We start from the raw sequence: 20,933 nt of genomic DNA on the forward strand, positions 1-20,933 counted from the left end.
CACTATTAGCCTTTACTTATTCTTCTGTATATCACATTATTAGGTTTACTATCTTCCGTTTTCAGAATTTCTTGTTCTTTAACTAATTCTGCAAACAAACGAGATACTTTTGAGCGATCCTTTTCTGCAAGTTTCAGCAATTCACGAGCTTCTGCATTATTGATGGTATCTACAGAGTCGAGATAACGAAGTATGGCTTCCTTTTGACGTGCTTTGTCCTGTTTCTTGTTTGTCACATAGTCTATCTTGTCGCTTGTATTCTTACGCTTGCTGATGTGCAGTATGTATGACAAGCCAGATGTTTTGCCAGATGTTTCTACAAATTCCAATTTCTGAAGCTTATCCAAGATGCTTTGTAGGCGATAGGTACTAATATTAGGAGCAGAAGACAAATCTGCGAACTTAACCTGTTTGTGCTTTACAATTTCCGACAGTACTAGCAGTTCATCCAGCTTTATTGCCTTGCCGGTTTGGTTCTCATATTGTAAGGACAACTCTATCAGTTTCTCTGTAACTACATCAGCTTTTACTCTGAATATCACAGAGGTCTCTGTCTCTTCCGGCTTAATCAGCGATTTCCCTTTCTTCAGTAAATCAGTAAAAATCTTGTCAAATCCACTACCAGCCTTCTCTGCAAGTCCAATCTCTCTAAGTATGTCCATTACGTTAGGATTCCTTGGGTTTGTCTTGCGCAAGAAATTCTCAGATGTGACACCTTCAGGGAAAGTGCCAGGACTTTCAATTTCAAGATAACCGCCATCGTCATACTTTCTAATCTCAATAATCTGCTGACGACTTAGATCTCTATGGGCTAATGCGTTGACCAACAACTCTCTTATCACGATCTCGGAATAGTCTTCAACATACTCACGGAACAATCCGAAGATGTATTCTTTCTGACGGATCTCGGCTTTCAGTTGATTAAAACAGGCTGTTGCAACTTCAATAATATTGCCTTTGTATTCGTATGGCTTGTATGTGCCGTCCTCAAAGTAGTGAATATACTTCACCTCATAATACGGGAGTTCCCTGAGGGCATTCTGGTTGCCTACGAACAACAAACCAGTTGTTGTCGGTAATACCTCGCCTCCTTCATCCTTTGTCATACCGAGAGAGTCAAGCAAATCATCCTGTGACTTATCCAGATATGGGCTATCTGCATTCTTAGCTTCTATCATATCATGAAGTTTGGACAAACGCTTTTGATCCAGCCACTCGCCACTAATATGCCAAGTCTTTTGGTCATAAACGATAAGCCCCTTTTCTGCCATGATGGTTGCCATCTCGTATGGCTCTATCGGACGATTACCATCATTGCTACGAATAAGAAACTCCCCACGACTTGTACGGTGAAGTTGAGTGGAGAAAGGTATTTCCAACACCAGCAAATCCTTGCCTTCCACATTTATTTTATGCGGAATAAGGGTTATCGTAGGCTCTGTTCTGTCCTGTACCTGATGAATTAGTTCAAATACCTTACTGTCTTGGTATACAAAGTCCTTATTGATTTCCTTACTATCGTCAACAATACCAATAAACAGAAAACCACCTTTGTGGTTGGCAAACGCAACAACATCCCTTGCCGTTTCATCATACTTAGGAGCAAAGTTCTTCAGCGACTTGCCAAACGACATCTTGTCCTCCAATTGTTCCTTGAAGTCCATAATGTCGCATTCTCCCCTTTCAAGGAGATTGTAAAACCATTGTATGCTAAGTTTTGTCTGTTTCTTCATATTTTTCTATTTCTTAGACATATATACAATTACAACCGATCGGATATTTTGTTTATATCCTTCAATCTTACAAGCATGAACGGCATTTTGGAATTACCCCAATAGATTACATCTGCCGGAATCCGCTTCACATCAAACACCATTGTCCTTAGTTCAATATCCGTGCCCGTCTCTTTATGAATGCGTATCATAAAATATGCGGGATTGCTAGGCATTGAAGGATAACCTTCATTCGTAAGTTTATCAGCAGTCCATACATCATGATTGGATTTCACGATCTTACGAATATTTCCAGTCCATTGCTCACCCTTTACGTGAAGCAACAGATACTTTGCTTTCATCCATGGTGAATCTGCAATCTTATCTAAAGGTATGTTATACCATTGCTTATTCAAAGTCCATTGACGTTTGTCGTTGGAGCCTGCCAATGCAATCATCACAAGATCACCAGGTTGCATACCTTCCTTTTCTTCTTCTGTAACATACGCAAGTGTGCGTTGTGGCTTTGCTTTAGCCACATGACTCTCCGTATCCAGTTTCTCCATAAGAATCGAATTGAGGTGCGCTCTAAGAATGCTACCTTCCTTACTTTTATCAACAGAGGGCAACAGAGGGAATGCACCAATATTGACATTTTCTACACTCGCGCTATAATAACGTTTCAGGATATTTTCATCTTCTCCACGCCCAGGGAATAAAATGTAGCCACCTATGATTTCTTTGGAACGATAAGGTTCATGCTCCTTACTATAATATATAGCATCACGATAACGATGCATCTGATTGATAGAATCCGTTGGTGGGTAGTCTCCTCCAGCCAACTGCTCTGATTCTGCTATATCCTCAGGTTCAAAGTCCTTATCCAATTTCTTATCGTTCACAACACGATACTTGGCATCATACAGGTAAGTTAACACAATTTCACCTGATGCCTTGCGAATGTTTAAAACAATATCTGGCCGCTGTTCTGTAGTGGCAGTATTGATACCAAGGCTATACTCATCATTACCACTCCTGCGATTGAAAGTGTGCTGATAGTGTAATGTCACGACATCACCCTCATGAGCACGAAGCATAGCCTTGCGCTCTTCGCTATCTTCATCAGTTGCTTTCGGATAGTGATATTCCACAACATGCTCAAGTGTAGAATCTATAAATGGATTGAGCAAAGTTCCCTTAGGTTCTATAACCAAAGATTCAAAGTCCGGCATATCTGGCTTAATGCCCATTATCTCTGCCACCATTTTCTTCATCTTTATGAAACACCATAATTCATAGATTTCCCATATCTGAAGTGTTCCGATGTTGGCAGCACCATTGTAAAGGTCAATACCTCGTTTCAGTTTTAGCCAATCCTTGTATATCTGCTGATAACCATTTCTACTTTGAAGCACAAGGCTTTCTTGCTTTAACCCGTCAAACCTGCTAATGGTCTTGAAAAAAGGATGCTTGGAGAGTTTCTTAATTGTGTCGCTATAGCCAATCCATACCTTACGATGCTTCTCTGATAATTCTTCCTGTGTAGCAGACAGGACTGTAGAAATTATGACTACCAGTTTCCTACCGATACTATGCAATGTATGCTTGACGAAACGGTTCTCCATGGTGTCATGAGTAGAGCATGACTCGTCGTAGCTGAAATAAAACTCTTCCAATTTGCCTTCTTTTTCTACTTCGCCATACAATTCCTCCATGGCAGGTGTCCAATGCTTTATCTGCTCTGCTTTGCGTGATGTTCTGTAGTTTACTATCTGTGAATGAGGGTTCTGTATAACTCTCTTTACGTTCTTTACATAATCATCAACAACACTTTGGAAAGCGCTCATCCACGTGGCATCATTGTTAACATGACCACGGCTGAATTGTTGCAAAGTGATACTGAGATAACGATAAATAACATCTGTATATTCATCATTTACCTCTTTCAGCAATGACTTGTAGTCGCTTTTTGTATCGAGTTTTGGCGAGACAACATCGAACGTGACAAAAGAATTTCTGATTTTGCCTTCTTTCTGATATGTGAACTCCAATCGGAATCGGCCTGGTTCATTTAGGAAGTCTATGTTTCCGCTATACGTCTTTACCGTATGTCCTGCCTTATCGTATGTTTCTCCTTGGTAGAAGAAACTTTCTTCTATGTCTTTTCTGACATGGCAGATTTCGGGAACCCCTTCAACACCATAGAACAATACATTGATTTGATACTTGCAGGTCTCGAACATCACAGGCCACAGTTCTGTCCATTTGGTTCCTGTCTTTGCAAGTTCTGTGGCTTCATGCTCTGTCAGGTCGTCAGCAAAGGGTTTTCCCAATACCAACTGGCACTCATCCTGACTTGTATATTCACAATACTCCCTTGGTGCACTGACATCAGGATTTGTTCTCCTTGTGTAGTCAATGCGCCCCTTGAAGCGTTGCCATGAGTAACTAATGTCCTGAGTGCGAACAACAATCTCATAGTCACCTTCCTTGTGAATGTATCGGAGTACTTCTGTCTGCATAGCGTACCTTATTGTATATTATGGCCAGAAACGAGTGAACTCTTGGTTTTCCAATCGCTCTATCATTTCTTCTATTTTCTTCTTTGCTGTTTGCTGATGATCCTTACCTTCTTCCTCTGAATAATTGATGCTTGGAGCCAATTCTCTTAACCATTCCAGACGATTGTGACAGGTCACACCACCAACTGTCTGTGCTGTTTTCAAATTGAACATGTCGCTATCGCCCTCAATACGAGGGAGAATCTTCATCAGCAGGATGCGATCAAGCGCATTATCTACGATTTTCTCTAGTTCCTTATCAGGAGCGTAATCAAGCATAACACCAACCATGATAGTCAGCTCGTTCAGCACGCGATAACTTACCTCAAACGGAGTACCTTTCAATGCCACATTGATTGCTTCCAGCTTTTCCGGTAGTATTTGAACTATATCATCTGCTTCATTAGGATGAGCAGCCAACACCTCATCAGCACTCACGTACTCTTGTTTGAAAGCAGCTTGCCATTTCTTCTGTTCTTCTTCCTCAAGATATTGGAGATTGTTACTGCCACCAAACATATTCTTAAGTTTTCCACCGTTCATCTCTATTGTCATAGCACGATCTATCACCTTGCGCGAGAACTGATGAGTAGTATCATCCATATTAACGGTACCGATGATAATAACATTGTCGGGGAGGGTAAGACCCTCATCGCATAGAGTAAACTCAGATCGCTTTTTTTGTACGATAGCTTTTTCTTCTTCAGACATTTGAGACTCTTTGAAGAATGACGCATACCAGTCACCATCACTTATTCTCTTCTCAACTGTAGAAATGACACCTCCCATTTCCTTTTGATAAATTTGCGAGAAGTGTTTACCTTCAACAATCACACCAGACTTTATTACACTCATGTCAACTTCGCCTGCACCATTCTTTGGGTGCTTACGTGTTTCCAGAATGCTTAAAATTTCCGCAAAATACTGCTCTACAGGAGCCAGATTCATTTCGTCAAGACAGACAAAGAATGGAATTTCTGGGTTCATCTTTGCTTTCACGAGAAACTGTACAAATTTCTTGAACTGATATCCTTTGCTAAGGTTACTATAATAACCGAGCAATTCTGTTGAATCATGCCAGTTTGGTTTTACCTCTATCATGCAGTAATTGCCAGGAGTTGTACCATCCTTATCTTGCAAGTACTTAGGACATGACTTAAACGCTAACTCACGCACAATTCGGCTCTTGCCTGTTCCAGAGATACCAGCAAGAAGTAGGAATGGCTTTGTACGAATAGCATTGAGATAGGGCTCCTGTTTCGTTATTTCATCTAAAGAGTAATTAATAGGCAGTTTTTTTAATTTCTCAGTAAAGAAAATGAATGCATCAATATTTTTATTATTGTTTATTTCTCCTTCTGCATAACAATTCTTGAATTTGTCCAAGTCAATTGTATAGCCTTCTTTATGTGCCAAAATAACGGCTGGATATGTATTTATGGCAAAATAATATGGTTGATTCGTAAGCCCTGTTTTCTTGCCTTCTTCATTCCGAATATAATTAAAATCATTTAGCCTCGAGGTATTTATAGACAGAGTTTTATCATTAATGGAATAATCAGGTGAAGTGTCCTTACCGTTATCGTTATATGTTTTTTCTAGTTCAGCTAAAGTATTAACTGTAGTTCCAAAATCTTCAGCCCTATTGAAGATATCAATATAATTAAAACCAATAATTTTGGCTCCAATAATATTACAAACTTTTGAGTTTGTCAAATTTTCCTCACAACAATTTATAACAAGAACAGGTTTATCGCCTAAATCACGAGTAGGTTTGTTATTGGCTAGTATTAAATTTGATATAAAGCCAAAAATCTGTTGTGTAAGGAACCCACTTCTAGTTCTCAAAAGTGGAGGCAAAATACAGACATTATATTTTTTATTTAGATTAGCATCTAAGATGACACCAATATACTTATCTGTATCTTCTAATTTATGATAACATATATGATCCAATTTTAATGTTGAATCAAATTTGTTAACTCTCTTGATTATTTCTGATGTGAATGCAGAGGCATCAGCAAAACCGTTTTGCTGTAATATCTTCAAGCATTCTTGCTTGTTTAGAATTTCTTTAAATTCTTCTGTTAATATAAAAGTTGCCATTATTCTATATTTGTTACAATTATTTCGTTCTTTGCATATCTCCAACCAGAAAGTCCCATTTCAACAATCCGGAAGTTGTTGGCATGAGCCCATTCAATTAACTGTACATTAGTTCTTCCTTTATGCTCTTTTACATTTGACATGATAAAATGATAGTTGTGAGAGTTGAGCATGGATAAAATTTCATACAAAAACTTTTCATGCTCCTTCGACCATCCGTCAAGACCACGTTTGCCATCATTGTATGCGGCCTTTGTGATTAGATATGGTGGATCAAAATAAAACAGCGTACCTTGTGGATATGTCAGGTAATCAACTTCTCTGTAATCAAGGTTAGACAGTATAACATTTGGTGTCCTTGGAACAAAATGAGATATTCTATTTTTAAGATCCTCACTATAGCCAGCCACACCTATAGGCGTATTAAATCCTTGTTTACTGTTAAATCTAATGTAGTTCTGGAAAGAATACATATGTAATACAAACAGATTTAATGGATTTCTTTCGGTCGTATTATAGCAATTGCGAAGTGCTAAATATGGAGCTTCAAGGGCCTTGCCTAAACCATAATGTTGGATGCAATTTTCTACATTTTGAGTTATTTGTTCTTTGTCTGTAGATAATAGCCAGTTAACAATTTGATATATATAAGGATTGATGTCGTTATATACGACTTGCCTTGTTGCTGCAACATTAATTCCCATATTAAAAGCTCCTCCCATAACATCTACAAAAGTGTCAATGTGCTTAGGAAAATGCTTTTGAATTGCATAATACATTCTATCCTTACTTCCAGCATAATTTAGTGGAGACTTTATGACGTTTAAGTCTTTCTCAAAATAGATAATAACTTCTTTCAATCGTTCTCCGTTGCGTTTATTACTAGAGCGGTGATTTTGATACTCTTGATACTCTAAATTATCAATATGCACAGTTCCATCCTTTGCAAAAAGTCTTGCAAGTTCAATTAATTCATCAAGAGGAACAACTCCTTGATTACTATAACTCATCAATATATGTTTGAACTGTGCCTGTCTAAAAAGATCCTCAAACTCATCTTTTGCTTTCTTCGCATAACAGTAATTTGACACACAACTGCCCTTATCTCGTTTTCCACCAACTCCTTTTATTGCAGGTTTGTCGTTTCGAGCAATAGTTTCAAGGATATTGTATGCCGATGCGTACTGTGTAACTGTATACGGAGGATCAAGATATAATATATCTCCACGAACTTCTCTGATTAGTTCGTTGCTATTTTTGTTAAATATTGTATGATGTCTTAATAATTGGCAATTTGATACTTCGATAGGTTCTATAGTAAATTCTTTGAGTGCTCGACTTTCCCAAAACTTAAAAAAAGCCTCGTACGTTCCTGACGTATTAGAATATCGAGTAACGCAATCTATAAGCGATGCCTTGAGATAAAAGTATTCACTTTCCGATAAAAAATTGTTTGCGTATAATTCTTCAATTGCAAAACGAATACCATCTATTTTTATAGCATTGTCCTCAGTAAAAAATAATCTATTCCCGATTGGTGAATAATTTTCGTAAATAAAATATTTTTCATCAGGGATATAGGTTTGAGAATTTAACCATTCAAAGACATCTGCCTTGTATTCTCTCGTGAATCTCTCAAACTTCGGTTCACCATTGTTTTGAAGTTTGGCTTTTGATAGCACATAGGAATAATACATAAAGTCATTTGCAATGATATCGTACTGCCCTTTGAAGAAATCAGACACAGAAGCTGTTCCTGCGAATAAATCACAGAAACTATCACCAACAATGCCGTATTTTGTTATTGTTTGTTGAATAAAGTCTAAAAGTTTTACCTTCGACCCTAAATATCTCATAAAACCACCTATCTTTTATTCGTTATTCTTTAGTTGGCCAAAGCAAATCTGTTACGTTGACATCAAGGCATAACGCAATCTCTCTCAACGTTTCGAGATTGGGTTGCATATTGTTGGTACACCATTTTGAAACGGTGCCTTGGTCTTTGCCTAATTTATCTGCAAGCCATTTGTTGGTCAGATGCTTCTCTGCCAATACCACTTTTAATCTGTTGATATAAGTGACCTCTTTTTGTCCTTTGTCCATAGTCCTTTATGATTGTATGGGTACAAAATTACGATTTTTCATTTAAAATAACGAAAGAAACTCGTTTTTATTGCTTCAGTTTATTGAAAAAGGACACCAATTCTTGTAATATACTTCAAATTTTAGCACAATATTTACAAAAATGCTATTTTGGCGGGAATACTCTTAACCTTATTCCTTGTCCTATTTTCGGTCTTCGCTCGGTGACAAAGGAGACGCTTGCCACAAGCAAGAACTTAAGACTACCCCGAGGCTTAACTTAAGACCAAGCCCAGTCATGAGAGAAGACAAAACAAATGGTAATAGAATAGCACGGTTATCAGTAATTGCCAACATATAATGGATGGTTTGAAGAATGCAGAGGGCAATGACCTCATGCCTGTCTCAGGCATGTTGTCTTCGAACTTCATGCACAAGAACAAGTGGGTGCTGGACTTTGGAACAGGGGTGATGTTCCAGAGGAAGGATGAGTGATTAGGTGTGACATTCATAAAATATAACCGATTGGTGCTAAGTATTTAGCCTATTGCCAATCGGTTTCATCTACAAGAGGTCTTTGATGTCTTTACCTACAAATATGGCAGAACCATGCTTGCGTTCATAGGCATCAATGCCGTGGTTGAGAAAAAGTTCCATTACCTGACGGATGGTAAAGCCTTCACGGCTAGCAATAGCTTTTATCTTGTCTACAATAACATTATCACAGATGAAGGTAAAGTGTTCCGAAGGCTGACCCGACGATTTGTCGGATGAGCCCTTGGGAATTTTCCTCTTTGGAGGAGCTTTACCTGTTGGAGGTGTAGTCTTTAGCTGATTCGTCTCTTCTGCAACAGGTTCTGTAACTGCTACCTGCTGTTTCTGAACCTGCAGAGGAACAGCACCTGTGTTTCTTCTTACAATATCGCTCAGGTTTGGCAACTCTACCAATGCCTGATTGTTGTTTGTGTCCGACATAGGCCTACTTCTTGATATAGTCAATGATAGGTTCGAATGCAAACTTCACGGCATTACGCTGATACGTGGTCAATGGCAGTATGGTACTGTAGCACTTCACAACAACGCTTTGCTTGATGCGAGGTGTCAGCGTTCCATAAGGCCCCAGCAGATTCTTGGCGGACTCACGTGCCTCCTGCACCTCGTTTCTCCGCTCCTCAACTGTTGCAATGCTGTTGGGAATGAAGAACATCCTCGCCTTGCTCACACTCTTGAATACCTCAGCGAATATCTGGGTGGCATCCAGATTGTCGCTGTCATAACGAACAGGAGTCACGGCAACATCTGCAGCCTGAAAGAACATACCAAGCGCACGGTCATTGATATTGCCAGGGCAATCAACGACGATACAAGCAGGAACCTGCTTTAGCGACTCAATCACAGACTTGACAGTTTCCAAGTCATCAGAATTGAATGGCTGGAGCTGCCAGGGTAGAGCGGCATACGGGTTCTCCGACAACTCGCGCTGACGGTGACGGAAGATTGACTGCTGAATGTCAGCATCAACCACCATAACCGGAATGCCCTGCTCATGAAGGTAGGTAGAGAAAAGCACCGACAGGCAACTTTTTCCGACCCCACCCTTCAGGTTTGAGAATAGAATAATCTTATTATCCATACGGAAATCAATTAAAAGTTAACAAATCAGTATACATCACTTCTTCAACATTCTCTGATTCTTCTTCATGCGCTCTATGACAGCATCCACACCTTCGTCCTCCACTATGTCATGAATCTGTCGATAGGTGGAATTGTAGATGGAATCGTTACGGAAATATACATCCATGATGTTGTGTGTTGCCGCAGCCGTACTCTGTTTCTCAACCTTAACAGAATAAAGGCACAGCACAACGAGAGTTATCGCATAAATGAATACAATCGTCCATGCAACAGGACTCTTGTACCATTTTAGATGAACCCACTCCATGAGCTTGCGATGAATGCTTTGGTTGTTGAACGTCTTAGCCATGTAGTCAACCTTCTCATCAGTACGGATATGATTCTCGTTGTGATTGTTCAGCAGAAAACCATAATTGCCGACATCAGTCCTTAGTTGCTTCATGGACTCGTCATTGGTTCTAAGAGACCCAGACAAGGTGTCCATCTTCTCCTTCATGGAAGCCATCTTCTCCAATAAATCCTTGTTGTTCTCGCACCACTTGGCATAAGTCACCTCTGGAGAAGCGATGTAAGCCTCATGTATTATACTCTCTGCAAGAATGAAGAACTCCTGATGCACGGCATACTGAATCCATTCAATCAACTCAGCCTTGGTGCAGGGCAGACTGCACCCTTGGGCAGGAACAGGATCGACTCCATTGTTCGCTTGCTTTGCATCCTCGATCTCACGCTTCTCGTCACGCGCATGGATAATCTTGGAGTTACCCTCTAACTTCTCTACACGTTTGAGGATGTCGTCCTCATTTTTCTTGATGGCTACCACAATCGCGCCAAGATTGTTAACAGTCTGCTGTAGTTGTGTTACGTTGTTTGCCATATAAAATCACCTCCTTCCTTTTCTTTTATACTTGTTCTTGTTCTCTTCTTTATCATCGTCATCATCACGCCATCCACCGGAAGAACTGTTACTGCCACCGCCAGAAGTCTGGGCTATTTCTGTTCCACCCATAGCCGCTCAAGAGCAGCAGCTGCAATTTTGCGACCAATGCCAGAACCTTCATCAGCAGAACTTGAACCAGAATCAGAGAATTTCTGTGAGAAGTCAAACGCATTGTTGATGTCAAATGGTTCATCGGTGTGTACTTTGTCCACAAGGGTTACATCCTCATTCTCCACATATTCGTACTGACGTATATCCGGGAACTCTGGATCAATTCTGTAGCGTTGGTTGTACTCGTCTGTGTACACCTTGTTCTTGGCTTCCTCGTACTTGAAGTATCTGTCGAGAGCAGGGAGAGAGAACTTATCCTTGCCCAGGGCAGAACCTTTGAACTTGTACTTGCCATCTTTGAAACTGATACCAACACGCTCGCCAATCACCTTGTCAAAGCGGAACTCAAAAGTGACACCCTCAGAAAGAAGAGCCTCCTTGAAGTCGTCCCAGCTATGGCTTTCCTCCAGGGCCTCGGTGACTTTAGCCATAAGTTCGTACCTATGCTTCTCCTTACCTCGAAGATGATCAAGATTCATCTGCTCGTTTCCGCTTGAAATATAAAGTCCGTACTTCTGACTAAGTTCACGACACACCTTCATGTTCTTCTTGAAGTAATTAGCATTGATAGTCTTCCTATCGTAGTTAACCCTATTGTATAAAAGGTGAGCATGGTCATGGTCTTTGTCCCTATGTCTGGCAAGAAGAAACTGAGTTTCAGTAATACCCATTCGTGCCATATAGTCAAGACAGATGGTAGTCATAAGTTCATCAGTCATTTTTGACTTGTCCTGAAGAGCAAAGCCAATGGCAATATGCCCAGAAGGATTCGTGACTCTTGGATTTGCTGCCGCCTGGAAATTGAAACTCTCAGTAATCGTGCGATTACTTTCAAGCAATAATCCATTGCTGGCAAGGATGGTGCTGTTCTTCTCCTTGGGGTTGTTGACATAGTTGACACGTCCGCCAAAGGATGCAATGTTATCCTTGATTTTCGCCATCATGATGTAATCTCCTCTTCGTTAGGTTCAACAATCGGAACGCCCTCCTGTTCCTCACGCTTTATGAAGCGGTGTGGATGGTAGAGCTTTTCCAGTCCTGTTTTAAGAAGACTGACCACTTCCATGACCTGGTCTTCGATGAACTTGGACATACCGTATTTATGCCCCATGGCAACAAACTGGCTCAGGTTATTCAGGGCACCAGCATACTCACGTCCCAGTTGCAGCTCCTCAGGTGAGGCAATAGCGAAAATCTTGCCAAACTGAGTCACGTCTCTCAGGTAGTCACTTTCTTTCTTCTTACGAGATTTTCCAAAACTGGTCTGGATATTCAGATTCTCCATCGGGTTAACTCGGAACTTCTTCACGATGGTGCGAACAGAACCTTCGGACAGTTTCGGTCTTCCTGCAGACCTCTTTACGTATTCTCCCGAATCGGGATCCTTGTTCTTATACTTCGACATGCAATAGTCTTTTTTGTTATATATTAGTAGAAAAAGGTAAGGACAGAAGATTTTCCGTCAGCCTTGGTAGATGGATAGTCTTCATCGTTTTGAGGGGTACGAGTAATGGGTGGTCTTCTGGCCAATGAAAGAGTTTGACTTCATTGAAGGTAATCTCTTCATTGTCTTGGGAGGCATCCATTTGGGGCGTTTATTGTGGCACAATAAACTAAACTCGCCGCCCTCAAAACAGTCCCTACCTACTTAGTCACATATACAGCTCGGCAGAGCCGTCGTCAGGCGTTTATTTCTGATAACAGACTGCTCGTTTAGCGACGGAGACGACGCCAAGTTCCTGTTCTTTCATCACAGCCAAAAGCAAAGTTCAAGATGCTGAGGGCTTCATCAGAAGGGGAGAAATCCTCGCCAGATGTAAAATCACTGGCACAAGATTCGTTAGTAGAAGCGATGCGTGCCATGCAAGAATCGATACGCTCTTTCAAACGCTCGTTCTCCATGCGGAGGTCGTGAATTTTCATCAGACGCTCCTGAAGAGTTGCTTCATCAGACGAGATGCTAGAAGGCTCTACGTCCTGACGCATTGTTGCATTGACCTGTTTTCCAATCTCGCTACCGACAGCCTTAGCAATACGCTGGATGTCGTGGTTGGTGAGTCTTACCACTGGCAAATGCTTACCATTTCGGTTTGAATTAGTATTCATATCAAATACATTTTTAATGTTAATAATAAGCAGACAGAGGACTTTTGTCTGCCATGTTAAGAGGGGAGTGAATGACCAGAACTTAACAAAAGGGAAAAAGAGTGAGGCTGAACAGATGAATGTCCATCCAAACGGCTTGGAGCCTTGTGCCGTTGTCTTTAGTTCAAAAAGGCAGTCTATAACTCTATTGCTTACTTCCGTTGTCAGAATTGGTTAATGCCTCTTCTGTAAACCTTTTCTTCTTTGTCCTCCTTGTTTACATTGCATACTTTTCCAATGGATGACTGAGCCCAACTTGTCCGGTCCACCTTGTCCACAATGGCAACATTGTCAACAGCGTGTACAGAATCCACATTGTCCTCTTCACCGAATCCCTCTGTCAAACCAGATGGTATATGGGGTTCGCTTGGTTAATGACTAAATGGTTCTATAGGAGTCATTACTGTAGATTATTTTCTCAACCATCTCATTGAGACGGTCTGCTATACGGTCTTTGTAATGCTCACGAATTTTTTGAGGAGTAAGATTCGTGGTTATAAAGGTAAACAGCTGCTCGTCGTAACGCTTGGTCAGCAAATCAATCACGGGCGTGTAGACGTTACCATAAGCCAAAACCTCCATAGGTTCTGTACCCAAATCGTCTATGCCAAGCATATCTGTTTTCGCCAGTTCCAGAAACTTTTGATAATCGTCCTTGCACAACTGGGCAATATATTTGGCATCCACAATTCGTATTCCGTACCTGCTATGGTCATCAGGATTTGGTATCTCCAAATGATTCAATAGTTGTTGAAAAGCTTTGAGCATAGTACTCTTACCGTTGCCACACTCCCCACAAAGGAGTACCCCGAACTTAGAATCATTGGACGTTAGCCAGTGCGCCATCTGATTCAACTGAGACTTTACTTCGTCGTTGTAGATAAATTCACGATGACGATACTCAACCTCGGCCATACACGCCGCCAACAGATAGTTGTAGGCCATTTCTTCTGTCATGTCGAGCCTAAAACGAGCCTTCGTAGTCCGAAGACTTAGCAGGTGTTGCTTCAACCGCTCTACGCTTGTCATGTTGTCCTTGCTTGTTACTTCCATTGTTGAATTTGTTGTTTAACGGCTGTTTGACCAGCCAATTTACGAAATGATTCTTGCAGTCATTCTTTTCTCTTTCTGACTGCCCAGTTGCTCTCAGGTACTGAAAGAACATACTGACTTTTTCCTTCACCATCTCTATACTTGCGTCCGTCATGCCTTTTGATAGAAGAAGTCTGAATACCGATTCTAGCCAATCTTGATCAGCAAGAAACATTCTTTCCAAATCATCCAATCCCAAAACTTTTTTCTCACGTGCGTTTGTTATTGAATTTCCTTTGTCTTTTTCTTTGTCTTTTAAAGGTGACAACGACTCCGACAACAGACCCGAGAATTGAGACGGCAACTTGTCCGACAACTCGCCCGACATCTGACCAGACAACTGTTCATTAGATTCCGTTAGAGTGTAAAGTGGATTGTCGTTAATACCAGAACCAGGAGTAAAAGTTATAAGCCCCTTTCGTCTCAACCCCTCACGTGCCTTCATCACATTTTGTTTGCTTGTATTGAGATAGACACAGACTATCGCGGTGGGACAACGTATTGGCATTCGCCACATCTGCGTGTTGGCTCTGTTAAGCAAGTAGAAGTATAGCGCAGCTTCGCTGGTGGTAGCACCTGAATCTTCTGCCATGCGCCAGAACCTTGCTACCAAATTAAACATGTTCATAAACTCTTCTTTGTTATTTTTTAGCGTTAACATTCTTGGACTTGATAAGTTCATCAACAGCCTTCTTTGAATACAAGCTACGTCGTCCAAGTTTATAAGCAGCGATGTCACCATCTTTCTCCATACGCCAGAGTTTGGTGGTGGAAACATGTAGATGGTCACATACCTGGTCACGTGTGTAATACTCTTCTTCAAGCGATGCCTGTTCTACGGGCTTTTGTCCGTTTAAGATCTCTTGTACAATTTCTGTTATGAAGGCTTTAAGCTCGCCATCCTGTAACATTATAAAATTTCCTGTCATATAGTTCTATGTTTTGATTTCTGCTGCAAAATTAGTGAGATTGCAAAACATAAAACCTCGGCAAAAAATACTACGATTTCTGCCGAGGTGATATTAACAAAAAGAGGAGAATATTTAACACTTGTCCTCAAAACATCCGGATAAAAACTAGAAATCCCCTCCGTTTTGCCATCATTCAAAACGAAAGGGAAATAAAAGTAGATTAATGAAAACCGCTACATCTGTAGCACTATTGAATAATGTCAGGTGACATAAGCATTCGGAAACGAACAACTATATCACGCACGTGCTTCTCTGCTTGCTTAATCTGTTTACCCGTTATACTAATGTTATAGTCTTTTCTATTTGTCAAGGCGTGATACAATGCCTCTGCATGATCAAAGCCCATCTTTATCACATACTGAGGAAACTTTTCTCTCAAAGCATTATGGTAGCTGCGATAGGAATACTTGTCATTGAGCAGTTGGCATTTGTCCAAAGCCGCAAAGATGTACGCAAAGATGGAATCTGTATCATTAAACTGTTTATCTTCTGCTATAATCTTATCCATCTCCATGATTATCTGGTCACGATATTCTGGGCATATCATTTCTTCAAGAAGCAGACAGGTGTCTCTGCGTCCCCTTCTGCCTTTCAAGTCCATAAGAGCAGAGGCTACAATTTTTTTTGTAGGGCCCTTCTCTATATTCTTCCATTGGCCTTTTGTATATCCTGCCTTCTCAAAACTTGCATATACCAGACTTTGTATTGCCTCTATTCCAAGCGTCTTTATAAAGCCAAGATTGCCATCACTCAAAAGATTCTTTGAAATGATTTCAACCGCATTTGAAAAGCCGTTATCAAAAGCCAACCAGTAAAGGGTGCTATTAAAATGTGGATTATTGCTCAGGATTTTCTGCCTGGTTGCCTCATTATTCAAAGACGAGTCCAAAATACTACCCAGTTTGTCATGGAATGACAGGTTTTCCGATGACACCATGCTCTTCGTGTATCCATCGGTACCAGGTACAAAGCATGATATTAGTGCCATCATATCCTTGACACCTCCAAGTGATAATATGTCCATCAGACTATTGAATCCTTTTGTAGCAAAAGTCATGTCACCATCACCAGCCCTATCCACACTGTCAATGAACTCCGCATACTTTTGGGGATGGTCATAATGCCAACGTCGTAGGGTCAGAAGGTTCAAGTCCTTCTCAATGGTTGAAAGTTCTTCTTTCTCCTCCACCTCCTTTTGCTCCACTATACTCTCCACCATCTCCAACATGCCAAACCTCCGTAATACATCTTTGCGTATCTCTATGCTTTTGAATGCCTGTTCCTGTCCATTATCAAAATACAAATAACAACAAAGGGCATACAAAAAGCCATCGTTTTCTGCTATGGCTTCTGTGTATAACTCATTAATGGTCATGTTTTCCTCTTGCAGACACATAAAAACAGTCAAGAGATTTATTAGCGATTCCATGTCAACATCAAATGTCTTGGATATTTTGGTTATGTCAGTTTCGGTAGCAAGTGCATGACACAACTCCTTGAACTCTGCATACTCTTCATGGTTATTTGCTAACCATGTGGATAAAACCTCCTTATCTACTGGAGTTATTTCTGCGTTTCCTTCTTCCATATATAATAAGATGTGTAGATTTATATAGCTGTTTATAGCCAAGATATAATCTCGACCACTTACTTTTCCAACTGTTTTAACAGGAAGTCTTCAAGCGTTTTCTTGTCTGGCAACTGAAGCATGTAGGTTGATACAAAGAGTTGGTTGTCCATGCCGGCGAGAGCGTATTCCACCATCTTCTTGCCTTTTCTTGTACATAGAAGAATGCCAATAGGAGGATTGTCGCCAGGTTGCATCTCGTGCTCCTTGTAATGAGAAACGTAGGCATTGAGCTGACCAAGGTTCTGATGTGAGAACTCCTCGTCCTTCAGTTCTATAATTACGCCACAATGCAGGATTCTATTATAGAACACCAAGTCTGGGTAATAATACTCGTCATCAATGATAATGCGCTTCTGGCGTGACTCAAAACAGAATCCTTTGCCCAGTTCAAGGAGAAAGTCTTGTAGGTGGTCGATAAGAGCATTCTCAATGTCTTTCTCGCCAACCACCTCATTCGCCTTCAAACCAAGGAACTCAAATGTGAATGGCTGGCGTATCTGTAATTCGTTATTGTCATGACCTTGTAAAGAAGGGAGCGAGAGCATCTTCTCAGGGTTACTGCTGATACCTGTACGCACATAGAGATTGGTGCTTATTTGACGACGCAACTCACGCACAGACCATGTACACTTGATGCACTCCTGCTCATAGAAGTAACGTGCAAGTGGATCATCAACAGTCATAATCTCGACAATATGCGAAAATGACAGCCTGGAAATAATCATCTGACCAGTCGTTCTGAATCCGTCCGACACTGTCGGACTTTTTTCTACGTGTTCATTTTCGGTCATTTGAGTATCGCACAACCCTGATGCATCTTTGGACTCCAACAATTTGTCCGACACTGTCGGACTTATTACACCAATGATGTTCTCAACCATTTGAGGATAAAGTCGGTAAAACTTTCTTGAATTCTTGAAAAGGGTTTCTGTCAGTCCTTTCCTGTTCACTCTTTCTTCCAGTCTCTTCAACAATTGAGTTCCGTACTCAGCCCGATCTTTACCATGTTGTTCAAATTCAATAATGTAATAGCCATATAGCCAGTTCCGCATTGTCTGCATACGGTTTATCGCTTTGACTGCAGTGGTTTGGGCTGCATCATGTGTATCTCGAATGATCTTGGTCAGTTCATCAAAAGAATGGGTATTCTGACTCCAATCCTCGACAGGCAGTTCCATGCCATCGTGGTGGTATGTTGTAGATTCGTTAGCCATGATTGTATAATTCATTAAATTATGGTGCTATTCGCCACTATGTGTGTCATTACGACAAAGCAGCGACTATTGCTTTCTTCTCTTCCTCGCTCAACCCCATCAGCATTTCAATCAGTTGCTTGTTGTCTACCTTCTTTGTCTTTACTTTTGGAGGGGTGGAGTTAAGCAAGTAGTGGTTGTACTCCAGCATTTTGGCCAGAGGGTAAGCACCAATATAGTTTGAGGTGATGTCACCATTGCCACTATGCCCCATGCTGTCGCTTATGTACTTGTAAGGAACTACGCCAGAATTATTAAGGTTGGTCGCAAAACTGTGTCTTGCCCATGTTGGTGAAGGCTTTTGCTCCATTCCAAGCATATCAGCGACTTTCTTCATGTGTTCCCGAATGTAGCGGTTGTATCTCTGAATAACCCACACTTCCTGTTCAGGCGTTATCTCATCACTCATTATCGGGAACACTCTTCTACCCAAGCGAGGTTCGTTACCATACTTGTCAAGAATGGCTTTTAGCTCCGGAGTTATTGGGAAGATTACCTCACTGGCGCTTTCGTTTCTGTCGCGTGTCTTGTGGCGGAGAAATCGCATCTGCTTTCCGTGGGTTGAATAGTACCAATCATCATATGTCAAGCGGAGTGTATCGGCAAGGTTCTGCCCATCGCCAAGATACATGAACAGGAAGAGTCCAAGGTCACGGAAGATGGCTTGCTTCTCTCGTGGCATATACAACTCATGCCCATTTTCATCAACGGCTTCATCCTTCTTCCAAAAGTCATACAGCATACGCATGGTTGCCGTATCAAGAAATTCGTGCTTGCGACTTTGGGACTTGTTGTAACCGGAATCTTTGAACATTTCCTTTGTGTCGCCCTTTACAAGTCCTCTTGATATGCAGATATTGACGATAGTTCTGAAGCTACGCAAACCGATGGCAATGGTTGTTACGCCAAGGCCGGACTTTTTCATTCGCTTCACCCATTCCTGCACAAAAGCCTTACCAATATCTGCAAAAGCAACATCGGTACCCATATCCTTGACAAAGCGTCTGTACACATCCTTGTTGCATCTTGCAGAGCCAGCTTTTCCTTCGTTGAGTTTGCCCTGCATGTACTCTTCCCAGATGGAGTAGATGGTTGTATTCTCGTCTTTCTTGCCCTGGTATATGTCTTGAAGTTTGCGAAGCGAGAAGGTATTGGTGTCAATCAATTCGTTTATAAGCTGGCGAATCTTCTCCATCTGATTCTTCATCTCGTCACGTTCTGCCATCTGGACACGTCGGCCAGTTTTCTCGTATTCACAAATATCCAACCACTCTTGCAAAGTATAAGCCCTTCCAAGCCTAAGGAAAGCTTTCTGTCCTCCATGACAAACACGCACGGCAACAGGAATAGGCTGACTGTAATCGCCAGCCTTACGAATGTCAAGAGTCAAAGACCCATATACACTACCGTTGGAAGACGTGAATCTGACAAGGCACTTGTCTCCCCTTTTGTTGGATTTCTGCTTCTTTATAGCATCTTTTGTGGTTTGTTCCGCTTTTTGTGACTTCATATTGCCGTAAACCTCCGTATTTATTGAAGGTCTCGGTGACCTTTTGGTGACCTTCAGGTGACCTTCTGAAATGAAAACTGATGCAAAGTTAGGCAATTTTCTGAAATCTGCAAAATAAAAAAGGCGTTGAATATCAGCGTTTTATGATTATTTATAATTTTGTGAAATATATTGCAAATAGACTCATAATCTGGAGGTCCCAGGTTCAAGCCCTGGCTGGTCCACGCTTCTATTACAGCGACTTACGTTTCGGCGTAGGTCGCTGTTTTTTTGGCTTCTGCGTAAACAAACTGTTTGAGTTAGGTGTGTTTACGCTGTGATATTCTCTGAAACTCCCCATCATTCCATAAGATGTTATCTCGTGTCTTGTTTTAATATGCGATTGAAGAATTTTGCTTCATTCCAATAAATTTCTCATTGAAACATGATACATTGTCATGCAAAAGCCTTATCTTTGCGATGTCTATACTCATACCGAAAGCCCCGATGGGCAGAGGTTGGGTAGACATATACATATAATAAGGCGTAACTGTACGCTTTGGTTTTGACGATTCGTGAACTTCGCAAACTCATTTGTCAGTCAAAAACAAAGCAACGGGAACGCCTCATGAGGTGTATTATATACAGCCCTTATTGGCTTCGGACGGTTCTGCCGTTCATTGTCACAAGGGTGAATTATATACTTACACTAACGTGGGGCTTTCGGCGTTGCTCGTTTCGACTGACAGGGCAATGCGAAGGCCTACGAATCGTGGAACGAGCGACAGAACTGGCTCCACGTTTCTTATTTTTGTATATCAAACTATCAATAACCTTTGATTTTCTCCCAAAGGAGCCAATGGGAATGTTTTGGGGAATATGAAATGTAAAAACTGTGGAAAAGAAATTCCTGATGATTCTGCTTTTTGCCCATATTGTGGAAATGTAACCAATGCAAATAGGACAAATAAAAAGTTCTGGTTCAAGAACCTATCCTTAAAAAGCATTTTGGTTATTATTGCTGTTGGCATTTGGATGTTGGTTCTTCAAAACTTGGGGATAATACCTGTAACGCAAGATGTTCGTGTCAAGAATACAGTAAATGTTTCGGGAAATGTAGATGTTGACAATACTGTTGACATATCAGGCGATGTGGGCATTTCTGGAAATGTTGACGTGTCTGGTAGTACTGTAAGCATTGAGTGA

18 protein-coding genes are annotated in these 20,933 nt (G+C 41.0%); 1 reads left to right on the forward strand and 17 read right to left on the reverse strand.

Translation table 11 applies throughout. From position 1 onward, the window contains the following. Nucleotides 1-5 precede the first annotated feature (5 nt). The 17 genes from CIK87_RS13665 to CIK87_RS13750 form a co-directional block, all read right to left on the reverse strand. Nucleotides 6-1,733, reverse strand: a complete 1,728-nt coding sequence (locus CIK87_RS13665; RefSeq protein WP_094387621.1) for an RNA-binding domain-containing protein — start codon at nt 1,731-1,733, stop codon at nt 6-8. Between the two features lie 29 nt (nt 1,734-1,762). Beyond that, a complete protein-coding gene (locus CIK87_RS13670; protein WP_094387622.1) occupies nt 1,763-4,234 on the reverse strand; it encodes a DUF2357 domain-containing protein in 2,472 nt (823 codons plus the stop codon). Nucleotides 4,235-4,252: 18 nt separating this feature from the next. Then, nucleotides 4,253-6,379, reverse strand: coding sequence for an McrB family protein (locus tag CIK87_RS13675; RefSeq protein ID WP_094387623.1), 2,127 nt, complete (start codon nt 6,377-6,379; stop codon nt 4,253-4,255). Further along, nucleotides 6,379-8,235, reverse strand: coding sequence for a DNA adenine methylase (locus CIK87_RS13680; RefSeq protein ID WP_094387624.1), 1,857 nt, complete (start codon nt 8,233-8,235; stop codon nt 6,379-6,381). Before CIK87_RS13680 ends, CIK87_RS13675 begins: the two co-directional genes overlap by 1 nt. A 22-nt stretch (nt 8,236-8,257) precedes the next feature. Continuing rightward, nucleotides 8,258-8,482, reverse strand: coding sequence for a helix-turn-helix transcriptional regulator (locus tag CIK87_RS13685; RefSeq protein ID WP_094387625.1), 225 nt, complete (start codon nt 8,480-8,482; stop codon nt 8,258-8,260). 543 nt (nt 8,483-9,025) lie between these two features. After that, nucleotides 9,026-9,436: a hypothetical protein gene (locus CIK87_RS13690; RefSeq protein ID WP_094387626.1), complete on the reverse strand. Its 411-nt coding sequence runs from the start codon at nt 9,434-9,436 to the stop codon at nt 9,026-9,028. A gap of 4 nt (nt 9,437-9,440) precedes the next feature. Further along, nucleotides 9,441-10,094, reverse strand: a complete 654-nt coding sequence (locus CIK87_RS13695; protein ID WP_094387627.1) for a ParA family protein — start codon at nt 10,092-10,094, stop codon at nt 9,441-9,443. Between the two features lie 36 nt (nt 10,095-10,130). Then, nucleotides 10,131-10,973 carry a hypothetical protein gene (locus CIK87_RS13700; RefSeq protein ID WP_094387628.1) on the reverse strand — a complete coding sequence of 281 codons (843 nt, stop codon included), beginning with the start codon at nt 10,971-10,973 and terminating at the stop codon, nt 10,131-10,133. Nucleotides 10,974-11,086: 113 nt separating this feature from the next. Next, nucleotides 11,087-12,091: a relaxase/mobilization nuclease domain-containing protein gene (locus tag CIK87_RS13705; protein ID WP_094387629.1), complete on the reverse strand. Its 1,005-nt coding sequence runs from the start codon at nt 12,089-12,091 to the stop codon at nt 11,087-11,089. Further along, nucleotides 12,088-12,552: a hypothetical protein gene (locus CIK87_RS13710; protein ID WP_094387630.1), complete on the reverse strand. Its 465-nt coding sequence runs from the start codon at nt 12,550-12,552 to the stop codon at nt 12,088-12,090. The genes CIK87_RS13705 and CIK87_RS13710 overlap by 4 nt, the downstream gene beginning before the upstream one ends. Before the next feature lie 308 nt (nt 12,553-12,860). Then, the gene (locus CIK87_RS13715; RefSeq protein ID WP_144008239.1) at nt 12,861-13,220 is read right to left on the reverse strand and encodes a hypothetical protein; all 360 of its coding nucleotides are present in this window, start codon (nt 13,218-13,220) and stop codon (nt 12,861-12,863) included. A gap of 450 nt (nt 13,221-13,670) precedes the next feature. Beyond that, a complete protein-coding gene (locus tag CIK87_RS13725) occupies nt 13,671-14,249 on the reverse strand; it encodes a hypothetical protein (protein ID WP_094387633.1) in 579 nt (192 codons plus the stop codon). Between the two features lie 7 nt (nt 14,250-14,256). Beyond that, the gene (locus CIK87_RS13730; protein WP_094387634.1) at nt 14,257-15,045 is read right to left on the reverse strand and encodes a hypothetical protein; all 789 of its coding nucleotides are present in this window, start codon (nt 15,043-15,045) and stop codon (nt 14,257-14,259) included. Further along, nucleotides 15,026-15,313 (reverse strand): AlpA family transcriptional regulator, encoded by a 288-nt coding sequence (locus tag CIK87_RS13735; RefSeq protein WP_094387635.1) that lies wholly within the window; start codon nt 15,311-15,313, stop codon nt 15,026-15,028. Before CIK87_RS13735 ends, CIK87_RS13730 begins: the two co-directional genes overlap by 20 nt. Nucleotides 15,314-15,542: 229 nt before the next feature. Next, nucleotides 15,543-16,943, reverse strand: a complete 1,401-nt coding sequence (locus CIK87_RS13740; RefSeq protein ID WP_094387636.1) for a DUF6043 family protein — start codon at nt 16,941-16,943, stop codon at nt 15,543-15,545. A 59-nt stretch (nt 16,944-17,002) separates the two neighbouring features. Then, nucleotides 17,003-18,199, reverse strand: coding sequence for a YhcG family protein (locus tag CIK87_RS13745; RefSeq protein WP_254046569.1), 1,197 nt, complete (start codon nt 18,197-18,199; stop codon nt 17,003-17,005). A gap of 49 nt (nt 18,200-18,248) precedes the next feature. Beyond that, nucleotides 18,249-19,748 carry a phage integrase SAM-like domain-containing protein gene (locus CIK87_RS13750; RefSeq protein WP_094387657.1) on the reverse strand — a complete coding sequence of 500 codons (1,500 nt, stop codon included), beginning with the start codon at nt 19,746-19,748 and terminating at the stop codon, nt 18,249-18,251. An 858-nt stretch (nt 19,749-20,606) separates the two neighbouring features. Here CIK87_RS13750 and CIK87_RS13760 point away from each other — a divergent pair. Beyond that, nucleotides 20,607-20,933 carry a zinc ribbon domain-containing protein gene (locus CIK87_RS13760; protein ID WP_094387637.1) on the forward strand — a complete coding sequence of 109 codons (327 nt, stop codon included), beginning with the start codon at nt 20,607-20,609 and terminating at the stop codon, nt 20,931-20,933.

The sequence above is a fragment of the Prevotella sp. P5-64 genome (assembly GCF_002251285.1).
GTDB lineage: Bacteria > Bacteroidota > Bacteroidia > Bacteroidales > Bacteroidaceae > Prevotella.